The following is a 21,572-nucleotide window of genomic DNA, read 5'->3' as shown; positions in this document are numbered from 1 at the left end:
CTAATCCGCCTTACATCCTACTGCCTTTGTAGCGTCGGCCTTAGGAAGCAGCTTTCTTGGATCAAAACGCGACTTACCTACTGGATCGAACGGCACTGGGTTTGGATGTATGTTTTGCGGCCAAATGTTTCCGCCATAAAACCCGACATGCAAGCCTCCTGCTTCAAAAGCCTTGTCATGATATGCATCAATCATGTTCCCAGTAACTCCATTCGGGCCATGTGCCAAGGATTCTGCCTTATCATTCGCAATCAAAGTATTCCGAATAGTCTCTAAAATATCCGCTTGAGAAGCAGACGTTCGCCCCGTCATCCAAGCTTCACCCAGCGCCGCTATCACCGCAAGAGTTACTACATAGTTCTGACCCCGGCAAATCCCCCCAGCCGCCTCATAATATTCACTTAAACCCCCTGTTGTTTCACAAGCTCGCGCCTCATAGTAGGTACAAACACTTGTATCGCCCTGACCATTCCAATCCCATGGAGCCAACCCCATCGAATCAGAGAACCTCAATGGATTTCCATTCGCAAATACATAAAGATTCAACCCACCCGAAAAGCCAATGGGGTCTTGAGAAATGTAGCGTCCACGCTTCGGATCGTAGTATCTAAATCTGTTGTAGTGCAATCCAGTTTCATGATCTTCAATTTGGCCTAACAAGCGGATAGCGCTGGTTACGGTATGCGCCCCTGAGCTCCGATCATTGCGTACCGCCCCCCAAGCATCACAATTCAAAACCGAAACTGTATTTCCACCTTCATCCGTCATCTCTAACGGCGTCCCAAGATGATCACAGTGATACCAAAGAATGTGATCAAACGCCTGCACCTTCACCTCCGAATGCCACAACGTATCCTGCTCGAAGTCATACTCCCGCCCACGCCAGTCAGGCTGACGATGCAGGCGAATGGGCTGATTGCGCACAGCCTGGGCAACAGGCACAAAACTACCGGGCAAATAAAAGTAATGAACGGTCCTGCCCGTGTCCCCTTCATCCCGCGCAGGCGAACTCTCCCAAGCCAGGGCGTTGCCGTCCCAGCCGAACAGGGTGAAGCCACAGTTCAATTCACGTTGGCGTTTGGCGCGCTGCATCTGGTTCCATCCAGTTCCCGCCTCGGGTTTGTTCCAATAATGTGCAACGGAATGCTTGTGCAGCCGACGCCCTAACGCGTCGTAGCTGAAATCGACCTTCAGCCGGTCATCGTTGTAATGGGACAGGCGATCGAACAGGTCCCAGGTGAAGTGCGCCTGGCTGCCGTCCTGCAAGCGATGGGTCAGGTTGCCGCGCTCGTCGTATCGATAATGGGCGCCGTGGTACTCGCGCAAGCGATTGTCCATCAGTTTGCGGTGCCTCGCATCCTCTTCCAGGGGACGGGAGAGTTGGCGGGCTTCGTCGATCAGGTTGCCTGCGGGGTCGAACACGAAGTTTTCCGTGCCCTGGCGGCTGGTTGCCTGCAGCAGGCGGCCCAGCGGGTCGTACTGGTAGCCGAGGTGGCCACGGCGGCTGTCGTGGATGTCGGTCAGTTGCCCGACATCGTCGTACTGGTATTCTCGCTTGAACAGGATCGCTTGCCCGTCATCACGGCCGAGCAACTGCTCCTGCGGCCTTCCCATCTCGTTCCAGCGTTGCTTGTGGACCAGCTTGTTGCCTTGATGGCGGACGATTTCACGGTGCAGGTCGTCGCGCTCGAAGGCCAGCATTTCGTGATGGTCCAGCATCATGCCTACCAGGTGCCCACTGCCATAGGTCAGCCAACTGACCTTGTGCCCATCGGGGCGGACGGTTGCCACGCGTTGGTTCAAGGCATCGTATTCATGTTGCCAGACCGCGACCATGGGCGTGCCCACGGCCAGGTAGTGCTGATGCTCACGGGTCATGTTGCCGGCTTCGTCGTGGAACCACTGCACCTTGCTGGCGGCATTGCTGGCCAGGGTCAGCTGGCCGTTGCCGTTGTAGGCGTAGCGTTCCGTCTCGACCTGATCGCCCAGGCGGGCCGTGCGCTCGGTGAGCCTGCCCATGCGGTCGAAGCGCATTGCGATGCGCCGCTGGCCGACCTGGGTGGACAACAGTCGGCCGGTGTGCGGGTCGTAGTGGTAATCCTTGGCCAGGCCGTCGAAGCCTGTCTCCTGGAGCAAGCGGCCAATGGTGTCGTAAATGAAAGTGGCCTTGCTTTCGTTCTGGTTCTCCAGCGCGACCAGGCGCCCGCGCTTGTCCCAATGGCAACGCAGAGTGTGCTCGGCCGCATCCATGCGCTCCGCCGGCAGCCCGGCGGCGGTATAAGTCCAGGTCGTACACCGATCCAGCGCATCGACATGGGCCAGCAACCGGCCTTCGGCATCGCGCTCGAAGCGCTCTTCGGTCTGGTCGGGGTGGGTGACCTTGGCCAGTTGGCCGGCCTTGTAGGCGTACTGGATCTGCTCGCCCATGGCATTGGTAGCCTGGACCAGGCGGCCGAGTTCGTCATAGGCCCACTGGCTGGTCTTGCCGGAACAGTCGGTGTATTCGAGCAACTGCCCGGCTGCGTTGTAGGCCAGCTTTTTCTCGTTGCCGTTGGCGTCCTTGATCGCCTTAAGCAGCCCGGTGGAGGTGTAGGCGAACGCGGTCTTGTTGCCCAGCGGGTCGAGGGTCTCTATCAGGTTGCCGACGTCATCGTAATCGCGCCGCCACAGGCCGCCTTCGGCATCGAGCACCTTGATTAGCTGGTCTTTGTCGTCGTAGGCGTAGTGCACCACGCTGTGGTCGGCGCGGATATGTTGCAGGCGGTTGCTGCGCTCATCGTAGGTGTAGCGGTCCTGGCTGCCGTCGGCGTGCAGGTGGCGGATGACGTTCTTGCGGTTGTCGCGGAACAGCCACTCGGAACGGTCGTCGGCGTGACGGATGCGGTAGGTGTAGCCCTCGGCGTCGTAGTAATGGTGGGTCTGGGCGCCATAGGCGTCGGTCACCGTGGTCAGGCGGATGTGTTCGTCCCACTTGAGGCGCGTTTCGAAGCTGCCGTCGTCGGCCCATTCGCGGATGGCTCTGGCCTGTGGGCCGCTGCCGTCCCATTCGAGGTTGAAGCCGCGCTCGGTGCGGTCGGTGTAGCGAGTGATCAGGTGGCGCTGGTACTGGTAGCGCCAGGCCGCGCCGTTCTCGTCCTGGGCGGCCACCAGGTCGCCGTGATCATCATAGTGATAGGCGCACAGCTGGCGCAGTGGCTTGCCGTCGACCACCTGCCACAGGCCCTGGATACGGCCATGCTCGTCGAGCAGCGTGCCCAATTGCAGAAGAAACTGGGTGCGGTCGTTGTCCTGGTAGGTGTTGATGTCCGACAGCACCGCGCGGCCCTGGTGGCGGTGCTCGTAGTGCAGCGTCGCGCCGACGCCGTTGCGCATGGCGATGTGGGTGAGCAGGAAGCGGTCGCCGAGGCGCTGGTAGGTTTCGCGGCGTTCCTGGCCACGGCTGAGGATGATCTGGGTTTCGGTGGTGCGGGTCAGGCCGCGGTACTCCACCGGGTCGTGATGAGTCTTGCCGACCTTGGGCAGTGGGTAGGCATGGCTGCGGCCGTCGATGTCATGCAGCAGCAGACCATCGCCGTGCACGTCGATGCAGGTGGTGAAGGGGGTGATCCAGCGTGCACCGAGGTGGCCGTCGTCGAGGGCGGCCAGGCGCGAATGGTAGGTGCGGGTCCAGATGATCGGGAACGGCCCGGGCAGGCTGAAATCGGTGTGCTGCAAGGTCTCGCTACCCAGGGCGAAGTTGATGCTGTTGCAGGTGCTGGTCGGCACGCCGTTCTTGCATTGATTGGCAGCCGCGGTGGCGGGGGCCTGTTCCTTCTGGGTTTCCAGCTTGCCTTCGGTCAACTGGTGGCGAGCCTGGCTGATGCTGCCGACCTTGATGTTGGCGACCACCATCTGCGGGTTGCGCTCACGCCACTGCTCGACGCTGCTGGCCAGGGTCTGGCGCAGGGCTTCGATCGAGCCTGGGCTGCCGGCATCGCCGAGCTTGAGGATCGCGGCACCGACCTGCGGCGCCAGCAGGCGCAGGCGGGCCACCTGGGCGGTGACTTCAGCTTTGGCCGTCGGGCTGAGGGACGGGCTGACATCCGCGCTGGTCAGGCCTTTGCCGGCACTTTTGTAGGCGCCGTAGGCCGCGCTGAGGTAGTTGTCGATGCTCGCCTGTGCGTCGTGGATCAACAGGTTGCCACCCGCGCCGCCCGGCGCCGGGCTTGCCCCGGCGAGCAAGGCCTGCATACCGCTGGCGAGGTCGAGGATCAGCTGTTCACCGAGCGTGGCCGCGTCGTTCAGAGCGGCCTTGAGCTTGCCCGCCGACTGGCTGACGAAGTCGTCGAGGCTGGCGACGATGTCAGTGTTGAGGTGGCCAGCCATCAGCTCGACCAGGGCATCGCCGAGCACCTGCTTGCGCTCCTGGCGGACGATGAACAGCATCGGCCGCAGGGCCATGCGCGCCCCGGCCTCGCTGGCTGGCGTGGTGATCAGGCCGATCAGGTTGATGGCGTAACCGGCGCAGCTGACCGGGTCCGGCACCGGCTGGCGGGCCAGCAGGGGGATATCGCCGAGGGCATCGACCAGGGCGATGATGTTGCCCGACACGGCCAGGTTGCCAGCGACGCCCCTGAGGCGTTCGAGGGTGACGTAGCTGGCGCTGGTGCTGCGCAGCCAGGTGTCGAACACCACGGCGCCGCGGCCGACGTCCTCGATCTGGATCTCGTCGAGGGGTGTGATCGCGACCTGCGGGGCGCGGGCGTTTTCGTCTGCTGCAGAAGTCTGTGCGGTCATGCGATCAGGTCACCTGGGGTCAGGTTGGAAAGGCTGTTCAGGCTGGGGGCCTTGAAGGTGGGGAGCTTGGGCAGGGCTGCCAGCGCGCGCTGGGCAGCAGTGGCCGTCGTCAGCGCCGAGCTGGCGGCGCTGGCCAGCTGTGGCAGGCCGGCGACACCGCCTTGCACCTGTTGGACGTTCTGCAACGCGCCCTGCCCTGCCTTGAACAGGCTGATGCCTTGTTTGGCAGCGTCCAGGCCACTGCTGGCCAGTTGCTTGGCCTGGTCGAACAGGCCATCGCTGCCTTCGGGCTTGAGCTTTTCATAGATGCCATCAATCAGCGACGAAGTGCCTTCCTGGGCGGCGGACAGTTTCGGCCAGGGGGCTGACTTGACCAGGCTGCCAGGGCTCCAGCTGTCGGCACTGTCGACGCCGAGCCAGCTGGGCGCCGGCCCTGGCGCCGCACCGCTCACGGCATTGAAGCCCTGGCCGTCGAGGCTACCGGTGAACAGGTTGCCCAGGGCGTCGGTGACCTTGTACTCGCCGACCTTGATGCCGTTGGTATTGGCGTACAGGTTGAACAGCTCCAGCGCGCCCTTGCCCGGTTTGGGCGGCTCGGGGAAGGTGCCGGCCTTGCTCGCCGCGCCGATGTGCGCGAACTGCGCGGCATGGGCGGTGTAGTTGGCGCTGGTGACGTGGGTAATGCCGCTGGCGTTGTAGGTCGTCGCGCTGCCGCCGCCCTGGATCACCAGCTCGGTCTTGGCCTGGAGGATGATGCGGTCGGCGTTGGCGGTGATATCGAGTTTGGCCAGCAGATTGATGCTGTCCTTCAGGGCGCGGACGTCGATGTCGCCATCGGCTGCGACGAGTTTCCAGCCCAGGCTTTGCACGAAGAACCGCATGCCTTGGCTGGCACTGGCCAGCAGGCGTTTGCCGATCGACAGGCTGGTGTGGCCGGTGCTGCTCAGGGCCAGGTGGCTGCCGGTGGTGATGTGATTCGGGCCGGGGGTGGTCAGGGCGATGCCGGCGGGGCTCGACACGACCAAGTGCGGTTGGGTGAATTCGGCGAACTCGTTTTTGGTGAGATCGCCTGGGCCGCTGCCGAGAATGCCTTGGTGCTGGGCGTGCAGGTCCTTGGCTACCAGGTCCTGGTCGCCGGGCTCCTGGGCCTGCATCTGCTTGGCCAGTTCGGCCAGGCTGTCCTGTTGGTCGCTGGCGGTGGCCAGGCGTTCGGCGGTTTCCGGCAGGTCCTTGTGATGCTTGGCTTCGTTCGGGCGGGGCTCAGTTGTGATGAGCAGGCCGCCAGCGGCGCGGATCGCGCCGTGACGGTCGGTGCGCAGTTCGAAACCTTCGCCGCGTGGGGCGCCACCAGATGGCCTTGGGTGCGTCAGGTAGCCCAGGTTCAGGGCACTGGCGCCGTGATCACTGCGCAGGCCGATGCTGATTTCGCTGGTAGTGTCGTCGATGCGCAGTTCGTTGCCGCGGCTGCCCTTGTACTCCTTGCTCTTGATGGTGGCGAGGGTTTTCAGGTCGGGCAGCTTGTAGTGCGGCATGTTCACGCCGTGGTACAGGCAGCCGGTCACCAAGGGCTGATCGGGGTCGCCTTCGAGGAAGCTGACCAGCACTTCCATGCCCACGCGCGGTAGTTGCAGGCCGGCGATGCCCTGACCGGCCCAGCTGCTGGCGACGCGCATCCACACGCTGGACTTGTCGTCGGCTTGGCCTTCACGATCCCAGAAGAACTGGACCTTGATGCGGCCGTATTCGTCGCAGTAGATCTCTTCGCCAGCGGGGCCGCTGACGATGGCACGCTGGGTGCCGAGGACCTTGGGTTTTGGATGCAACAACGCTGGGCGGAATGGCAGCTCCCAAGGGGTCACGACAAAGAAATTGCGGTAGCCCTGCTGGAAACCGTCGAAGCGGGCGTCGACGTCGCTGGTGATCGCCTCTTCTAGGACTTGCGGCTGGCGACCTTGGTGGTGCACTTCGGTGAGGAGCCAGAGGTCGTTCCAGCTCGCGTTCGGATGGCTAGCCAACGTGAGGAAATGACCGCTGGCAAGCAACGGTTGGTCGCTATCGCCCTGGGCTTGGCGGTAGTCGCTGCGATGGCGCTCAAGCGCTCGATTGGCGAGGTGCTTGCCGCGCGTGCGGTCGAGGAAACGACCGGGATAGTCGTAGTCTTCCAGCGCTGGCTCGTCGTGGCTGTCGACCTCGCCCTCAAGTGTGATCAAGGGCTTCTTGAAGTCGTAATCACGGCGCGCGACGCTGCTGGTCCGAGTCTCCAGCCGCAGCGCAAAGCGCTTGATCATCGGCGTATCGGCGACCAAACCGGAGTCATGCTGGAAGCTCACCGGCGCCAATTTCGGGAATACCGTCTGGTCATCGCCGAACACCAGCAAATGGCCGTCCGCACTGTGCCGGAAGTGGTAATGAATCCCCTCCTCCTCACACAGCCGTTGAATGAACTGCAAATTGGACTCGTCGTACTGCACGCAATACTCGCGCTGCGGGTACGTCGCGCCCAACTGGAATTGGTAGGCGTTGGCGAGGATGCCATGCTCCTCGAGCACCTGGGCGATGATTTCCTGCACGGTCTTGTGCTGGAACATGCGCTGGTTGATGCGGTGTTTCAGGTAGGCCAGCTGCGGGCGCAGGGTGACTTGGTAGCGGGTCAGGCGCTTGCCCGACTCGCCCTGTGCGGCGCGGTAGATCAGGCCATGCAGGCCACGCCCGTCATCGCCGAGTTGAAGGAACGCGGGCTTGTGCAGCAGGCTTTCCAGGTCCAGCGAGGGGTTTTCGCTGACCAGCTCGAGGTCGATGGCATAGGCTTGGCTGATGGCTTCCGTGCCGTCGAAGGCGAGGACCTGGAAATCATGTTCCAGGCCGTCAATGTGCAAGCTGAAATGGGTCTGGTTTGCGGCGGCAAACATCCGTGTCCTCCTCTTGGGGCGGCAAGACAGAGTCGTGCCACGACCTATTAATCATGCAACGGGAACTACCAGGCATCCGTGCGGATAGTTCGTGCAAGTTCATCCATTCAAATGTTGAGCAACTTCTTGCTCAGTCGAATCGAGGCCAATAATGGCTGCTAGCAGATAGCCACAACCCTACTGGAAAAAGTTTCGTGTGTATGTAGGAAGGGAGAGGAAATGGGGAGTAGGAAGTTGGAGTAGGAAAAGTCTTCAGGTTTAGGAAGTGCAGTGGATGGCACGGGCTTCGCCCATGTTCGCGGGCAAGCCCGCTCCCACAGGGGATTGCGTAGACTTCCAGAAATACATGAACACCCGCTCAAGCTGAGCGGGGGTTCATGTCAATTGACTATCAGCGCAACTGCAAACGCCAGGCGCGGTGAATGCGGTTATTACGGGCGAAGTCCGGGTCCAGGGTCTGAGCGGTAATCTCTTCCACCGCATAACGTGCACTCAGGTGCTCGTCGAGCTGGAACTTGCGGAAGTTGTTGGAGAAGTACAGCACGCCACCCGGCGCCAGGCGGGCCATGGCCAGGTCGAGCAGTTGCACGTGGTCGCGCTGCACGTCGAACACGCCTTCCATGCGCTTGGAGTTGGAGAAGGTCGGCGGGTCGATGAAGATCAGGTCGTAGCTGTCGCGGTTGGCTTCCAGCCAGGCCATGACGTCGCCCTGCTCCAGGCGGTTGCGCTCGGAGAAGCCGTTCAGCGACAGGTTGCGCCGTGCCCAGTCCAGGTAGGTCTTCGACAGGTCGACGCTGGTGGTGCTGCGCGCGCCGCCCTTGGCCGCGTGCACGGTGGCCGTGGCGGTGTAGCAGAACAGGTTGAGGAAGCGCTTGCCGTTGGCCTCGCGCTGGATGCGCATGCGCATCGGGCGGTGGTCGAGGAACAGGCCGGTGTCGAGGTAGTCGGTGAGGTTGACCAGCAGCTTGACGCCGCCTTCGTTGACTTCCTGGAAGCGCCCTTCGGTGGCCTGGCGCTCGTACTGGCGGGTGCCGCTCTGGCGCTCGCGGCGCTTGAGCACCACGCGCTGCGGGTCGATGTTCAGGGCCTGAGGGATCGCCGCCAGGGCGTCGAGCAGGCGCGACTGGGCCTTTTCCGGATCGATCGAGCGCGGTGCCGCGTATTCCTGCACATGCACCCAGTCCTGGTAGATATCGACGGCCAGGGCGTACTCGGGCATGTCGGCATCGTACAGGCGGTAGCAGTCGACCTGCTCCTTGCGCGCCCACTTGCCCAGTTGCTTGAGGTTCTTCTGCAGGCGGTTGGCGAACATCTGCGCGCCTTCCGACAGGCGTGCCGGCTCGCTGGCCACCGGCGCCGGGCGGCGGCTTTCGCCGTTGCCGTTGTCGGCCTGGGCCTCGCGGCGCTCGCCGGTGACGAACTGGTCAGGCTGGACCTTGAACAGCAGCAGCTTGCACGGCAAGGCGCCGTTCCAGAAGGCGTACTGCTTGTGGCTGCGGATGCCCATGCGCTTGCCCAGTTCCGGGGCGCCGGTGAACACCGCCGCTTCCCAGCCCATGCAGGCCTGGCGCAGGCGCTCGCCAAGGTTCTGGTAGAGGTACAGCAGGCTGGCTTCGTCACCCAGGCGCTCGCCGTACGGCGGGTTGCTGATGACCAGGCCTTTCTGGTTCTGGTCGGGGCGCGGCTCGAAGGTGCTGACCTCGCCCTGGTAGATCTTCACCCAGTCGCCCAGGCCGGCGCGCTCGACGTTGTTGCGCCCCGGCTGGATCAGCCGCGGGTCGGCTTCATAGCCGCGGATCCACAGCGGCGGCTTGGCCAGGCCGGCTTGCGCGCGGGCCTGGGCTTCTTCGTGGACCTTGCGCCAGGTGGCCGGCACGTGGCCGAGCCAGGCGCTGAAGCCCCAGCGCTCGCGCTTGAGGTTGGGGGCGATGTCGGCGGCGATCATCGCCGCTTCGACCAGGAAGGTCCCCACGCCGCACATCGGGTCGGCCAGGGCGCCGCCTTCGGCAGCGATGCGTGGCCAGCCGGAACGGATCAGCACTGCGGCGGCGAGGTTTTCCTTCAGCGGCGCGGCGCCTTGCTGCAGGCGGTAACCGCGCTGGTGCAGGCTGTGACCGGACAGGTCGAGGGAGAGGATCGCCTCGCCACGGTCCAGGCGCAGGTGCACACGCACGTCCGGGTCGACCTTTTCCACCGACGGGCGCAGGCCCTCGCGGTTGCGCAGCTTGTCGACGATCGCATCCTTGACCTTCAGCGCGCCGAAGTGGGTGTTGTCGATGCCCGAGCCATGGCCGCTGAATTCCACGGCCAGGGTGCCGTCGGCCGCCAGGTGATCGGCCCAGTCGACCGCGTTGACGCCATCGTAGAGGTCGTCGGCGTTCTTCATCGGGAAGCGCTTGAGCACCAGCAACACGCGGTTGGCCAGGCGCGACCACAGGCACAGGCGGTAGGCGGTCTCCATGTCGGCGGCGCCGCGGATGGCCGAGGTGTGCTCGCGCACCTCGTCGAGGCCGAGGCCCTTGGCCTCTTCGGCAAGCAGGCCTTCCAGGCCTTTGGGGCAGGTGAGATAGAGTTCGAAACGGTCCGACATGAGTTTTCCAGCGCCTTGGGCTATTTAGGTGACGAAGCGACGCATCGCCCCGCCGATGTTTGCCCGAACGCCCTTCCAGCAAGCGTCCGAGTGGCCTCTGCAGCTGCGTTTCGCGCAGTGTTTCGGCCAGGCCGCCTGATCGATCAGCCGCCTGCCAGGTGGCAGGAACAGCTTAGATCATCAGGCAGTACGAATAATTTCCGTCGACTTGAGGGCCGATGTGACCCTTCGTCGCATTTCAATTTATTTCTGTCATCGCTCAGCAACGCTGGCGAAATGACGTCAAGGATCGGCAAAACCCCGATCACAGCGGGCTCAACGCCAAACAAGGTTGAGTCGCATTTATTTACTTATCCCCTCACCCTTGGAAAGGTTACGTGCTTATGACAAATCGATCATTCACACCGTGACCTGCATTCGTTAGAACTGGTCTCAGGCCGCTTCGCAACGAGGCGGCACTTCCAGCTCGCCACGCCGGCAGCGAGCGCAAAACCGGCAGAAAGACTCTGCCCGGCCTCGGAGAGGCCGACGGGACATTACAGTCAACAAGTGAGGGCAACACCCTATGAGAAGACTAAAGCGTGATCCGTTGGAAAGAGCATATTCACGTGGCTACCAATACGGGGTCACCGGCAAATCCCGCGAACTTTGCCCTTTCAATCTTCCTTCTGTTCGCCAAGCCTGGATCAACGGCTGGCGCGAAGGTCGCGGTGATAACTGGGACGGCATGACTGGCACCGCTGGCATCCATAGACTCAACGAAAATCACGCCGTTGGCTGAACGAGGACACTGAATTCGAGTCACCATGCGCGCCCTATCCGGGCGGCGGGCTACGGCCCAGGGGCCCCTTGATGGGGCCCTTTTTTATGGGCCCGATCCTACATCAATGCTGGACTCTTCGCGGGTAAACCCGCTCCCACAGGTACAGCGCCAGCCTCAAGGCAACCCTCCCCCTGTGGGAGCGGGTTTACCCGCGAAGAGGCTCTGCCAGGTCAGCGCGGCATCGCGGCAATGGCATCCACCGCTTCGCGAATCAGCGCCGGCCCTTTATAGATGAAGCCCGAATAGATCTGCACCAGGCTCGCACCCGCGGCAATCTTCTCGGCCGCATGCCGGCCTTCGGTAATGCCACCCGCCGCGATGATCGGCAGCTTGCCACCCAGCTCGCCGGCCAGCACCTTGACGATATGGGTGCTCTTCTCCAGCACCGGCGCGCCCGACAGGCCGCCTGCCTCGCCCCCATGCGGCAGCCCTTCGACACCTTCCCGGCCCAGTGTGGTGTTCGTGGCGATCACCGCATCCATGCCCGACTGCATCAGCGCCGAGGCCACCAGCGCGGTTTCTTCGTCGCTCATGTCCGGGGCGATCTTGATCGCCAGCGGCACGCGCTTGCCGTGCTCGCCGGCCAACTGCTCGCGCCGCTCGGCCAGGGCATCGAGCAGCTGCTTGAGCGAATCGCCGAACTGCAGGCTGCGCAGGCCCGGGGTGTTCGGCGAGCTGACGTTGACGGTGATGTAGCTGGCGTCACCATAGACCTTGTTCAGGCAGATCAGGTAGTCGTCGACCGCACGCTCGACCGGGGTGTCGAAGTTCTTGCCGATGTTGATGCCCAGCACGCCGTCGTAGCGCGAGGCGCGCACACGCTCGAGCAGATTATCGACCCCCAGGTTGTTGAAGCCCATGCGGTTGATGATCGCCGTCGCCTCTGGCAGGCGGAACAGCCGAGGCTTGGGGTTGCCCGGCTGCGGGCGCGGGGTCACGGTGCCGATCTCGACGAAACCAAAGCCCAGCTGGGCGAAGCCGTCGATGGCCGCGCCGTTCTTGTCCAGGCCTGCGGCCAGGCCGACCGGGTTGGCGAAGTTCAAGCCCATCACCGTCACCGGCAACGCCGCCGGCTGCTTGCACAGCACGCCGTTGAGCCCGAGGCGGCCACCGGCGCCGATCAGGTCCAGGGACAGGTCATGGGAGGTTTCCGGAGAAAGCTTGAACAGCAGCTGGCGGGCCAGGGTATACATGGGCGGGCAAGGCTCGGGGGGAGAGTGAGGCTGCGATTATAGCCAGCGAGGGCCCGGCATGACAGGGGCTTGGCACATGGGTTGCTACATCGCCTGCAAGCAGCCTATCCAGTAAGGGCGAGGACCTTTGTGAACACAACACCCCTAGCCTGGGTCAACGGCAGCGACGCGCCGGAAAAACCCAGCCTCGACATCGGCTTCATGGCCCTGACCGACTGCGCCTCGGTGGTGGTCGCCGCCACCCAGGGCTTCGCCCAGCAACATGGCCTGACCCTCAACCTCAAGCGCCAAGGCTCGTGGGCCGGCCTGCGCGACAAGCTGGCCAGCGGCGAGCTGGATGCCGCCCATTGCCTGTACGGCCTGGTCTATGCCGTGCACCTGGGCATCGGCGGCGTGCCGGCCAGCCCCATGGCGGTACTCATGGGGCTGAACCAGAACGCCCAGGCCATCAACCTCTCGCCGGCCCTGCAGCGCCTGGGCGTGACCAGCCCTGAGGCACTGGCCCAGCGGGTGCACCAGCATGGCGCACGGCTGACCTTCGCCCAGACCTTCCCCACCGGCACCCACGCCATGTGGCTGTATTACTGGCTGGCCAGCCAAGGCATCCATCCCTTGCATGACGTCAACAGCGTGGTGGTGCCACCGGCGCAGATGGCCGCGCATATCCAGGCCGGGCGCATCGACGGCTTCTGCGCCGGTGAGCCCTGGTCCGCCGCGGCCGTGGCCCAGGGCCAGGGTTTCACCCTGGCAACCAGCCAGTCGATCTGGCCGGATCACCCGGAAAAGGTCCTGGCCAGTGCCCGCGCCTTCGTCGAGCATTACCCCAACAGTGCCCGCGCCTTGATCAAGGCGGTCCTCGCCGCCAGCCGTTTCATCGAACAGAGCCCGGAGAACCGCCGCAGCACCGCGCAGTTGCTGAGCGGCAGCGCCTACCTGGACACGCCGGTGGAAAACGTCGAACCACGCCTGCTCGGCGATTACCAGGACGGCCTCAGCCACCACTGGCACGACCGCCACGGCCTGCGCCTGTTCGACCAGGGCCGTGCCAACCTGCCCTACCTGTCCGACGGCATGTGGTTCATGACCCAGTTCCGCCGCTGGGGCCTGCTGCGCGACGACCCCGACTACCTCGGCGTGGCGCAGCAGGTGCAGCAACTGGCGCTGTACCGCGACGCCGCGGCCGCCGTGGCAGTGCCCTGCCCGGCCAGCTCCATGCGCAGCAGCCTGCTGATCGATGGCAGCTGCTGGGACGGCAGCGACCCCCACGGCTACGCCCGCAGCTTCCGCCTACATGCCCTGGGCGAATTGCCCAACGCCCGTACCGGTCTGTGAGGGCCATCGCCATGCTGCGCATCCTGCTGATCGATGATACCCAGAAGAAGGTTGGCCGCCTCAAGGCCGCATTGCGCGAGGCCGGTTTCGAAGTGATCGAGGCGCCGGACCTGACCATCGACCTGCCGGCCTGCGTCGAAACGGTGCGCCCGGACGTGGTGCTGATCGATACCGAATCAGCGGATCGGGACGTGATGGAACAGGTGGTGCTGGTCAGCCGCGACCGCCCGCGGCCGATCGTGCTGTTCACCGACGAGCATGACCCCGGGGTGATGCGCCAGGCGATCCAGGCCGGGGTCAGCGCGTATATCGTCGAAGGCATCCACGCCGCACGGCTGCAGCCGATCCTCGACGTGGCCATGGCCCGCTTCGAAAGCGACCAGGCGCTCAAGGCCCAGCTGCAGGCCCGCGACCAGCAACTGGCCGAGCGCAAGCGCATCGAGCAGGCCAAGGGCTTGCTGATGAAGATGAAGGACTGCAACGAGGAACAGGCCTACACCCTGATGCGCCGCCAGGCCATGAGCCGCCAGCAGAAGCTGATCCAGGTGGCGGACCAGATCATCGCCATGCATGAAATGCTTGGGTAGCGCTACATGCGATCCCTTGTAGGAGCGGCCTTGCGTCGCGAAAGGGCCGCGAAGCGGCCCCCGACACCCCCTGCTGCGAAGCTGAAAACCTGGGGCCGCTGCGCGCCCCTTTCGCGACGCAAGGCCGCTCCTACAGGAAACGAGCCGTATCTGAAGAGTTGGCCCAGCTCTTGCTGAGTAACGATCACCGGTAGCCAACGGCGGTTGCCTCGAAACCATTCCCGACAAAGACGTCGCTCTCCCCCCCACGCCAGTGGGCCGGGTAGCGGCGTCTTTTTCGTTTCCGTTGCATTGCCGAGTGAGGTGTTCGATGAGTACCAGCTTCTGGAAATCCGGGCATGTGCCCACGCTGTTCGCCGCCTTCCTGTATTTCGACCTGAGCTTCATGGTCTGGTACCTGCTGGGCCCGCTGGCAGTGCAGATCGCCACTGACCTGCAGCTGAGCCCGCAGCAGCGCGGCCTGATGGTGGCCACGCCGATCCTCGCCGGTGCGCTGCTGCGCTTCGTCATGGGCATCCTGGTCGATCGCCTCTCGCCCAAGACCGCCGGCCTGATCGGCCAGGTGCTGGTCATCGTCGCCCTGGCGAGCGCCTGGCACCTCGGGGTACACACCTATGAGCAGGCCCTGCTGCTGGGGGTGTTCCTCGGCGTAGCCGGTGCTTCGTTCGCGGTGTCGCTGCCGCTCGCCTCGCAGTGGTATCCGCCACAGCACCAGGGCAAGGCCATGGGCATCGCCGGAGCCGGCAACTCCGGCACGGTGTTCGCCGCCCTGCTGGCCCCGCTGCTGGCCGCCGCCTACGGCTGGAACAACGTGTTCGGCCTGGCCGTGCTGCCACTGCTGCTGACCCTGGCGCTGTTCGCCCTGCTCGCCCGCAATGCCCCGCAGCGGCCCAAGCCCAAGGCCGTGGCCGACTACCTCAAGGCCCTCGGTGACCGCGACAGCTGGTGGTTCATGTTCTTCTACAGCGTCACCTTCGGTGGTTTCATCGGCCTGGCCAGCGCCCTGCCCGGCTACTTCAGCGACCAGTACGGCCTTAGCCCGATCACCGCCGGCTACTACACTGCGGCCTGCGTGTTCGCCGGCAGCCTGATGCGTCCACTGGGCGGCGCCCTCGCCGACCGTTTCGGCGGCATCCGCACCCTGCTCGGCATGTACAGCGTGGCGGCCATCTGCATCGCCGCGGTCGGCTTCAACCTGCCCAGCGCGGCGGCGGCCCTGGCCTTGTTCGTCAGCGCCATGCTCGGCCTGGGCGCCGGCAACGGCGCGGTGTTCCAGCTGGTGCCGCAACGCTTCCGCCAGGAAATCGGGGTGATGACCGGGCTGATCGGCATGGCCGGCGGCATCGGCGGCTTCCTGCTGGCGGCGGGCCTGGGCACCATCAAGCAACACACCGGTGACTATCAGCTGGGCCTGTGGCTGTTCGCCAGCCTGGGCCTGCTGGCCTGGTTCGGCCTGCACGGCGTCAAGCAGCGCTGGCGCACCACCTGGGGCTCGGCCGCGATCACTGCGGCGCGGGTCTGAGGCGGCCTGATGAGCCTTCGGCTGAGTTTCGCCCAGGCCAGCGCCACCGGCCCGCGCGCGGAAAACCAGGATGCCCTGCGCCTGGTCACCCCGGCACCGGAGCTGGCCGCCAGCAAGGGCTACCTGTTCGCCCTCGCCGACGGCGTCAGCCAATGTGCCGACGGCGGCCTGGCGGCGCGCGCCAGCCTGCAGGCCCTGGCCATGGACTACTACGCCACGCCTGCCACCTGGAGCGTGGCCCAGGCCCTGGATCGCTTGCTGCTGGCACAGAACCGCTGGCTGCGCGCCCAGGGCGGCCAGCCGCTGCTGACCACCCTCAGCGCCCTGGTATTGCGCGGTCGGCGCTTCACCCTGGCGCACGTCGGCGACTGCCGCGCCTACCGCTGGCACGCCGGCCGCCTGCAATGCCTGAGCGAAGACCATGTGTGGGACCAACCCGGCATGCAGCATGTGCTCAAGCGCGCCCTGGGCCTGGACCAGCACCTGCTGGTCGACTACCTGGACGGCGAATTGCAGCCCGGCGAGTGCTACCTGCTGCTCAGCGACGGCGTCTGGGCCAGCCTCGGCGACGCACACATCCAGGCCGTGCTGCGCGAGCAGCCCGACCTGCAACTGGCCGCCGACACGCTGGTCGCCAGCGCCCATCACAACGGCAGCCAGGACAACGCCAGCGCGTTGCTGGTGCGGGTCGAGCAACTGGGCCCGGCCAACCTCGGCGACACCCTGGTGCAATTGCAGCAGTGGCCGCTACCTGGGCCCCTGCGCGAGGGCCAGTCGATCGATGGCTGGCAGGTGCAATCGCGCCTGGCACACAGCCGCCAGTCGTTGCTCTACCGCGTGCGCGATGGCCAGGGCCAGCCGTGGCTGCTGAAAACCCTGCCCGCCGAGCGCGAGCAGGAGCCGGGCGCCGCCCAAGGCTTGCTGCTGGAAGAGTGGTTCCTGCGCCGGGTCGCCGGCCGCCACTTCCCCGAGCTGCATGCCGCGAGCCAGCGCCAGCACTTGTACTACGTGATGCGCGAGCACCGTGGGCAGACCCTTGCCGCGCACTTCGCCGAACACGGCCCGCTGCCCCTGGCGCAATGGCTGGAAGTCGCCCGCCAACTGCTGCAGGCGGTTGGCGTGCTGCACCGGCGCAATCTGCTGCACCGCGACATCAAGCCCGACAACCTGCACCTGGGCGAAGATGGCCAGTTGCGCCTGCTGGATTTCGGCCTGGCGTATTGCCCGGGCCTGTCCCAGGACCCGCAGCACGACCTGCCCGGCACCCCCTCCTACATCGCTCCGGAAGCCTTCGATGGCCTGCCGCCGAGCCCACGCCAGGACCTGTACGCGGTCGGCGTCACGCTCTATCGGTTGCTGACCGGGCACTTTCCCTATGGCGAGGTCGAGGCCTTCCAGCGCCCGCGCTTCTCGCAAGCGGTGAATCCTGCACGCTATCGGCCGGATCTGCCCGAGTGGCTGCAACACAATGTGCTGCAAGCCGTGGTGGCGGACCCGGCGCAGCGTTTCGAAACCGCAGAGCAGTGGTTGTTGCTGCTCGAGCGTGGCGACCGCCAGGAACTGGCCAGCCGCCCGCGCCCGCTGCTGGAGCGCGAGCCGTTGAAGGTGTGGCGGACCGTGGCACTGCTGTCATTGCTGGTCAATCTGATTCTGCTGATTGTCTAGACCCATCGCGAGCAAGGCTCGCCCCTACAGGAAAGGCGCGGGGCCAGCTGTAGGAGCGAGCCTTGCTCGCGATGCGCCGCGAAAGCGGCGCCGGTTCCGCCCGAAAAACTCCAGGCAAAGAAAAACCCGGCCGAGGCCGGGTTTTTCATTGAAGCTTCAAACCAATTACTTGGCCTGGGCTTCTACCTGAGCTTCAACGCGACGGTTGACAGCACGGCCTTCTTCGGTGGCGTTGTCGGCAACCGGACGGGTTTCACCGTAGCCAACCGACTGAACGCGGCCGGACTCAACACCGTACTGCTGGGTCAGAACCTGCTTCACAGCATTGGCACGACGCTCGGACAGCTTCTGGTTGTAAGCGTCTGGGCCCACGGAGTCAGTGTGACCTTCAACCACGGTGGTGGTTTGTGGGTACTGCTTCATGAAGTCAGCCAGGTTCTTGATGTCGCCGTAGCTGTTTGGCTTGACGACCGACTTGTCGAAGTCGAACTTGACGTCCAGCTCAACGCGAACGACTTCGGCAACAGCCGGGCAGCCATCAGCGTCAACGGTAACGTTGGCTGGGGTGTCAGGGCACTTGTCGACGTTGTCGCAGACGCCATCGTTGTCGGAGTCGGAGCAGACTTCAGCAACTGGAGCTGGAGCGGCTTCGGCGTGCTTCGGGCTACCGCCGAAGTTCAGGCCAACACCAACGCTCGGGGCCCACTCGGTGTCGCCCTGGTCGATGTTGTACTGAGCTTCAACGCCGGCACGGGCGTAGAACATGTCGGTGATGTACCACTTGGCGCCAGCGCCAACGTTGGCGAAGGTCGACTGGTTACGACCGCCACGGCCGGTCTGGCCCAGGGACTGGTGCGAGAAGCCAGCGGAAACGTACGGACGGATGGCGTCGTACGGGTTGTTGAAGTGGTAAACGGCGTCCAGGGCGGTGTTCGAGCCCTTGATGTTCTTGCCGTCTTCGCCACGAGCGTTGTGCACTTCGTCGTAGCCCAGACGCAGTTCAACGTCGTCGGTCAGGAAGTAACCGATCGAACCGCCGAACAGGTTGCCGTCGTTCTTGAAGTCGCGCTGGCTGTCGAAGAACTCTTTCTTGTAGAAGAGTTCGGTCTCAACGGCGCCCTGGCCTTGTGCCATAGCGCCAATCGAAGTGGCGGCTACCAGCGAACCAATGGCCAAGCCCAAGGTGTTTTTCAATTTCATCCGTTAAATCCCCATCTGGTGATAGTTAAGCAGCCCCACCAAAATCCGGGGGGACAACTCGACGGCAAGTCTAGCAGAACTCGCCGATCCGTTAGAGACATTTACGTAGGACTAAGTTTCATCCAGGCCCGTAAATTTCTCACGAAGCTTGTCTAGCGCTCGCTTGTAGCGCATTTTCGTCGCACTCAGCCCCATGTGCATGATGTCGGCGATCTCCTGGAATTCCAGTTCCGCGACGAATCGCAGCACCAGGATTTCCCGATCGATCGGGTTCACATGCACCAGCCATTTGTCCAGTCCGCCTTTTTCTTCCGGCTTCGGGGCCTTGTCTTCGGACGCCTCTTCAACAGGGTCCAGACTCAAGGCATCCATCAACCGGCGTTTGCGGCGCTCCTTGCGATACTGGGTAATGCACTCGTTATAGGTGATGCTGTAGAGCCAGGTCTTGAACTTGGACTTGCCCTCGAAGTTCTTCAGACCGTACAGCACCTTCAGCATCACTTCCTGACAGACATCATCGGCGTCCCGGTCGTTCCCCAGGTAACGCGCGCAGACGTTGAACAGGGTCCGCTGGTAACGCCGCATGAGTTCCTCATAGGCGCGGGTTACGTGATACAGCTCCTCATGCGAACGCGCCACCAACTCCTCGTCGGTGAGTTCGCGGGGGTCGTAACGCATGGGCGGCGAATGAACTTTATTCAAAACGGATCTGGCCGACAGTCAGGTCAATGTCGCCGCTCGGCCCCATGGGCCGAATTTCGCGGCGGCATACATTAACAGCTTTTGTGCGGTTAGCGGCTATTGACTCGCTGCTCGAGCAACACCCGGTTGGACAACGACACCAGTTCGCCATCATCGGTGAGCAACGTCGTCTTGACCGTGCCGATCTCTTCGATCATCCCTTCGACCTCTCCAATCCGCACCTGCTGGCCGACCTGGTAGAGTTCGCGGACATAGATGCCGGCCAGGATCTGCCCGGCAATTTCGCGGCTGCCCAGGCCCATGGCAAGCGCAACGGCCAGACCAACGGTAATCAGGCCGATGACGATGACGTGGTTGAGCAGGTCGGTCTTGACCTCGAGCTGGCTGATCGCCACCGAGATGCTGATGATGATCACCAGGCCCTGGGTGATCCGCCCAAGACCTGCCGAATATTCCAGGCCGATACCTTCGGCGGCGCCACGCACCAGGCCGTTGGCCACCTGCGCCAGGAGCACGCCGGCCAGCAGTACCAGCGCCGCACCGAACACCTTGGGCAGGTACAGGGCGAGCATGTCGAGGGTCGCCGAGACGCGCTCCAGGCCCAGCGATTCGGCGGCCGAAACGAGGAAGATCAGCAGCACGAACCAGTAGACGATCTTGCCGACCAGGGTCGAGATCGGCACCTGGATGCCGACCCGGCCCAGCATCTTGGTCAGCCCGGTGCCAGCCATCAGGCGGTCCAGGCCGACCTTGGCCAGCAGTTTGGAGAGCAGCGTGTCGAGCAGCTTGGCCACCACGAAACCGAGCAGCACCACGACCAGCGCGCCGAACAGGTTGGGGATGAAGTTCGCCACCTTGGTCCATAGGGCGGTCATGGCAGTGACCAGGCTCTGGGTCCAGAGATCGAGTTCCATATTCAATCGGCCTTATCTGCTTTGCTGCCGGTGGCAGCGTTGCGGGTAGAGTGTCGACGTACCGGCGCGACGTGCGCCGAGCCATTGTTCACGGCGATCAGCAGCGCCTGGCTCCAGCGGCCAAGCAAGCTGAACAGGTCACCGGCGCCTACCTGGCGGTTGGCGGTTTTCAGCACGCGCCCCAGGCACGCGGCGTCGTCGCGGTCCTCACCGGACGGCGACGCGTTGAGCAGGTCACGCAGGGATTGTTCAAACGGATCGTGCATGTGCACCTCGCGCAGTGTCAGTCAGAGACGAGATGGCCGTGCAATCGGTCACACATCGCCCCCGCGAGGATGTTCCAACCTGATTCGACATGCTCATACCCAGCGCAACCGCCTGAACATCCACCACTGCCCTGCCGCCAGCGCCAGCACGATGATGCAGGCGACCAGGAAGCCATAAGGGCTGCTCGAACCGGGGATGCCGCCGACATTGATGCCCAGCAGCCCGGTGAGAAAGCTCATGGGCAGGAAGATGCAGGTGATGATGCTGAAACGGTACATGGTCCGGTTCATGCGCTCGCTGCGTCGGCGGTCCTCGCTTTCCAGCACCAGCGCGGCGCGCTCGCGGGTCAGCTCGAGTTCTTCGAGGTAGCGGATCAGGCTGTTGTTGAGTTCGTTCCAGTAGTCGGCATCGGCATCGCAGAACCAGCTCCACTTGCTGCGCGACAGCTGGGCATAGATGTCTCGCTGCGGCGCCAGGAAACGACGCAGGCCGGCGGCGCGACGACGAATCTGCTGGAGGCTGCCATGTTCGGGCGTATACCGTTCGTCGGATTCGAGCTTTTCTTCCTCCAGGTCGACCAGCTCGGACAGGTCGCTGACCAGGCCCTGGACCTTTTCGGTCAGCAGTTCGCCCATCAGCAGCAGCAACTCGGAGGCCGATTTCGGCCCCCTGCCCTCTTCCAGCAGCTGGAGCACCTCATCGCTGGCGCGCAACGGCCGCAAGCGCAGGGAAATGACCCGCTGAGCCTGGGCATGGATACGCACCGAGACCATGTCCTCGGGCTCGGCGCCCGGGTTGAGGTTGACCCCGCGCAGGAACAGCAACAGCTGCTCGCCGGGTTGCGGCAGCAGCCGTGGCCGGGTGTTTTCCTCCAGCAGCAGGTCGCAGGCGAACTCGCTCAGGCCACTGTCGTGCAGCAGCCAGGTGCGGGTTTGCGGGTGACTGCGGTCCCAGTGCAGCCACAGGCTTTCCTGTGGCTGCAGTTGCAGGGTGTCCAGCGCTGTGCGGGCGATCGGACGCGCGCCGCCATTGCCATCGAGCACCAGGGCATGCACCAGCCCCCACTGCGCGTTGTCTTCCTCGAACATCAAC

Annotated in this window: 14 protein-coding genes; 5 read left to right on the top strand and 9 right to left on the bottom strand. The window is 64.0% G+C overall.

Annotation, left to right across the window (positions count from 1 at the left end; all coding sequences use genetic code 11):
• From ACIP21_RS01990 to rlmKL, 3 genes are all read right to left on the bottom strand, one after another.
• Entirely contained in the window at positions 1-4,776 is a 4,776-nt protein-coding gene (locus ACIP21_RS01990) for an RHS repeat-associated core domain-containing protein (protein ID WP_400683338.1), read from the bottom strand.
• Entirely contained in the window at positions 4,773-7,685 is a 2,913-nt protein-coding gene (locus ACIP21_RS01985; RefSeq protein ID WP_400683336.1) for a type VI secretion system tip protein VgrG, read from the bottom strand. The genes ACIP21_RS01990 and ACIP21_RS01985 overlap by 4 nt, the downstream gene beginning before the upstream one ends.
• A 391-nt stretch (positions 7,686-8,076) precedes the next feature.
• A complete protein-coding gene (gene rlmKL, locus ACIP21_RS01980; protein WP_400683333.1) occupies positions 8,077-10,275 on the bottom strand; it encodes a bifunctional 23S rRNA (guanine(2069)-N(7))-methyltransferase RlmK/23S rRNA (guanine(2445)-N(2))-methyltransferase RlmL in 2,199 nt (732 codons plus the stop codon).
• A 565-nt stretch (positions 10,276-10,840) separates the two neighbouring features.
• Between rlmKL and rmf the strand changes: the two genes are divergently transcribed.
• Entirely contained in the window at positions 10,841-11,056 is a 216-nt protein-coding gene (gene rmf / locus ACIP21_RS01975) for a ribosome modulation factor (protein ID WP_003248687.1), read from the top strand.
• A 212-nt stretch (positions 11,057-11,268) separates the two neighbouring features.
• On the opposite strand, the gene ACIP21_RS01970 is transcribed toward rmf, so the two are convergent.
• Positions 11,269-12,291: a quinone-dependent dihydroorotate dehydrogenase gene (locus ACIP21_RS01970; RefSeq protein WP_400683331.1), complete on the bottom strand. Its 1,023-nt coding sequence runs from the start codon at positions 12,289-12,291 to the stop codon at positions 11,269-11,271.
• 129 nt (positions 12,292-12,420) lie between these two features.
• Between ACIP21_RS01970 and ACIP21_RS01965 the strand changes: the two genes are divergently transcribed.
• The 4 genes from ACIP21_RS01965 to ACIP21_RS01950 all read left to right on the top strand — a co-directional run bounded on the left by ACIP21_RS01965 (position 12,421) and on the right by ACIP21_RS01950 (position 17,397).
• Positions 12,421-13,623, top strand: coding sequence for a CmpA/NrtA family ABC transporter substrate-binding protein (locus ACIP21_RS01965; protein ID WP_400683329.1), 1,203 nt, complete (start codon positions 12,421-12,423; stop codon positions 13,621-13,623).
• An 11-nt stretch (positions 13,624-13,634) separates the two neighbouring features.
• Entirely contained in the window at positions 13,635-14,210 is a 576-nt protein-coding gene (locus ACIP21_RS01960) for an ANTAR domain-containing response regulator (RefSeq protein ID WP_400683327.1), read from the top strand.
• Positions 14,211-14,520: 310 nt separating this feature from the next.
• Positions 14,521-15,732 (top strand): nitrate/nitrite transporter, encoded by a 1,212-nt coding sequence (locus ACIP21_RS01955; protein WP_400683324.1) that lies wholly within the window; start codon positions 14,521-14,523, stop codon positions 15,730-15,732.
• 9 nt (positions 15,733-15,741) lie between these two features.
• Positions 15,742-17,397 carry a protein kinase gene (locus ACIP21_RS01950; RefSeq protein WP_400683321.1) on the top strand — a complete coding sequence of 552 codons (1,656 nt, stop codon included), beginning with the start codon at positions 15,742-15,744 and terminating at the stop codon, positions 17,395-17,397.
• Positions 17,398-17,562: 165 nt separating this feature from the next.
• Here ACIP21_RS01950 and ACIP21_RS01945 read toward each other — a convergent pair whose 3' ends face one another.
• The 5 genes from ACIP21_RS01945 to ACIP21_RS01925 all read right to left on the bottom strand — a co-directional run bounded on the left by ACIP21_RS01945 (position 17,563) and on the right by ACIP21_RS01925 (position 21,568).
• Positions 17,563-18,597 (bottom strand): OmpA family protein, encoded by a 1,035-nt coding sequence (locus ACIP21_RS01945; protein ID WP_400683319.1) that lies wholly within the window; start codon positions 18,595-18,597, stop codon positions 17,563-17,565.
• A 111-nt stretch (positions 18,598-18,708) separates the two neighbouring features.
• A complete protein-coding gene (gene sigX / locus ACIP21_RS01940; RefSeq protein ID WP_400683316.1) occupies positions 18,709-19,275 on the bottom strand; it encodes an RNA polymerase sigma factor SigX in 567 nt (188 codons plus the stop codon).
• 113 nt (positions 19,276-19,388) lie between these two features.
• Positions 19,389-20,213 (bottom strand): mechanosensitive ion channel domain-containing protein, encoded by an 825-nt coding sequence (locus tag ACIP21_RS01935; RefSeq protein WP_400683313.1) that lies wholly within the window; start codon positions 20,211-20,213, stop codon positions 19,389-19,391.
• 2 nt (positions 20,214-20,215) lie between these two features.
• Positions 20,216-20,479 carry a CrfX protein gene (locus ACIP21_RS01930; RefSeq protein ID WP_167272106.1) on the bottom strand — a complete coding sequence of 88 codons (264 nt, stop codon included), beginning with the start codon at positions 20,477-20,479 and terminating at the stop codon, positions 20,216-20,218.
• A 93-nt stretch (positions 20,480-20,572) separates the two neighbouring features.
• Positions 20,573-21,568, bottom strand: coding sequence for a zinc transporter ZntB (locus ACIP21_RS01925; protein WP_400683310.1), 996 nt, complete (start codon positions 21,566-21,568; stop codon positions 20,573-20,575).
• Positions 21,569-21,572 lie beyond the last annotated feature (4 nt).

This window comes from Pseudomonas sp. NPDC089401 (assembly GCF_044749485.1).
Taxonomy (GTDB): Bacteria; Pseudomonadota; Gammaproteobacteria; order Pseudomonadales; family Pseudomonadaceae; genus Aquipseudomonas.
This window is presented reverse-complemented; position numbering and strand designations above follow the sequence as displayed.

Bases quoted from the DNA above. Each gene is read 5' to 3' on its own strand.
- ACIP21_RS01970 (WP_400683331.1), bottom strand. From the start codon at position 12,291: ATGTATACCCTGGCCCGCCAGCTGCTGTTCAAGCTTTCTCCGGAAACC.
- sigX (WP_400683316.1), bottom strand. From the start codon at position 19,275: ATGCGTTACGACCCCCGCGAACTCACCGACGAGGAGTTGGTGGCGCGT.
- ACIP21_RS01925 (WP_400683310.1), bottom strand. From the start codon at position 21,568: ATGTTCGAGGAAGACAACGCGCAGTGGGGGCTGGTGCATGCCCTGGTG.
- ACIP21_RS01960 (WP_400683327.1), top strand. From the start codon at position 13,635: ATGCTGCGCATCCTGCTGATCGATGATACCCAGAAGAAGGTTGGCCGC.
- ACIP21_RS01930 (WP_167272106.1), bottom strand. From the start codon at position 20,479: ATGCACGATCCGTTTGAACAATCCCTGCGTGACCTGCTCAACGCGTCG.
- ACIP21_RS01950 (WP_400683321.1), top strand. From the start codon at position 15,742: ATGAGCCTTCGGCTGAGTTTCGCCCAGGCCAGCGCCACCGGCCCGCGC.
- ACIP21_RS01935 (WP_400683313.1), bottom strand. From the start codon at position 20,213: ATGGAACTCGATCTCTGGACCCAGAGCCTGGTCACTGCCATGACCGCC.
- rmf (WP_003248687.1), top strand. From the start codon at position 10,841: ATGAGAAGACTAAAGCGTGATCCGTTGGAAAGAGCATATTCACGTGGC.
- ACIP21_RS01955 (WP_400683324.1), top strand. From the start codon at position 14,521: ATGAGTACCAGCTTCTGGAAATCCGGGCATGTGCCCACGCTGTTCGCC.
- ACIP21_RS01945 (WP_400683319.1), bottom strand. From the start codon at position 18,597: ATGAAATTGAAAAACACCTTGGGCTTGGCCATTGGTTCGCTGGTAGCC.
- ACIP21_RS01985 (WP_400683336.1), bottom strand. From the start codon at position 7,685: ATGTTTGCCGCCGCAAACCAGACCCATTTCAGCTTGCACATTGACGGC.
- rlmKL (WP_400683333.1), bottom strand. From the start codon at position 10,275: ATGTCGGACCGTTTCGAACTCTATCTCACCTGCCCCAAAGGCCTGGAA.
- ACIP21_RS01990 (WP_400683338.1), bottom strand. From the start codon at position 4,776: ATGACCGCACAGACTTCTGCAGCAGACGAAAACGCCCGCGCCCCGCAG.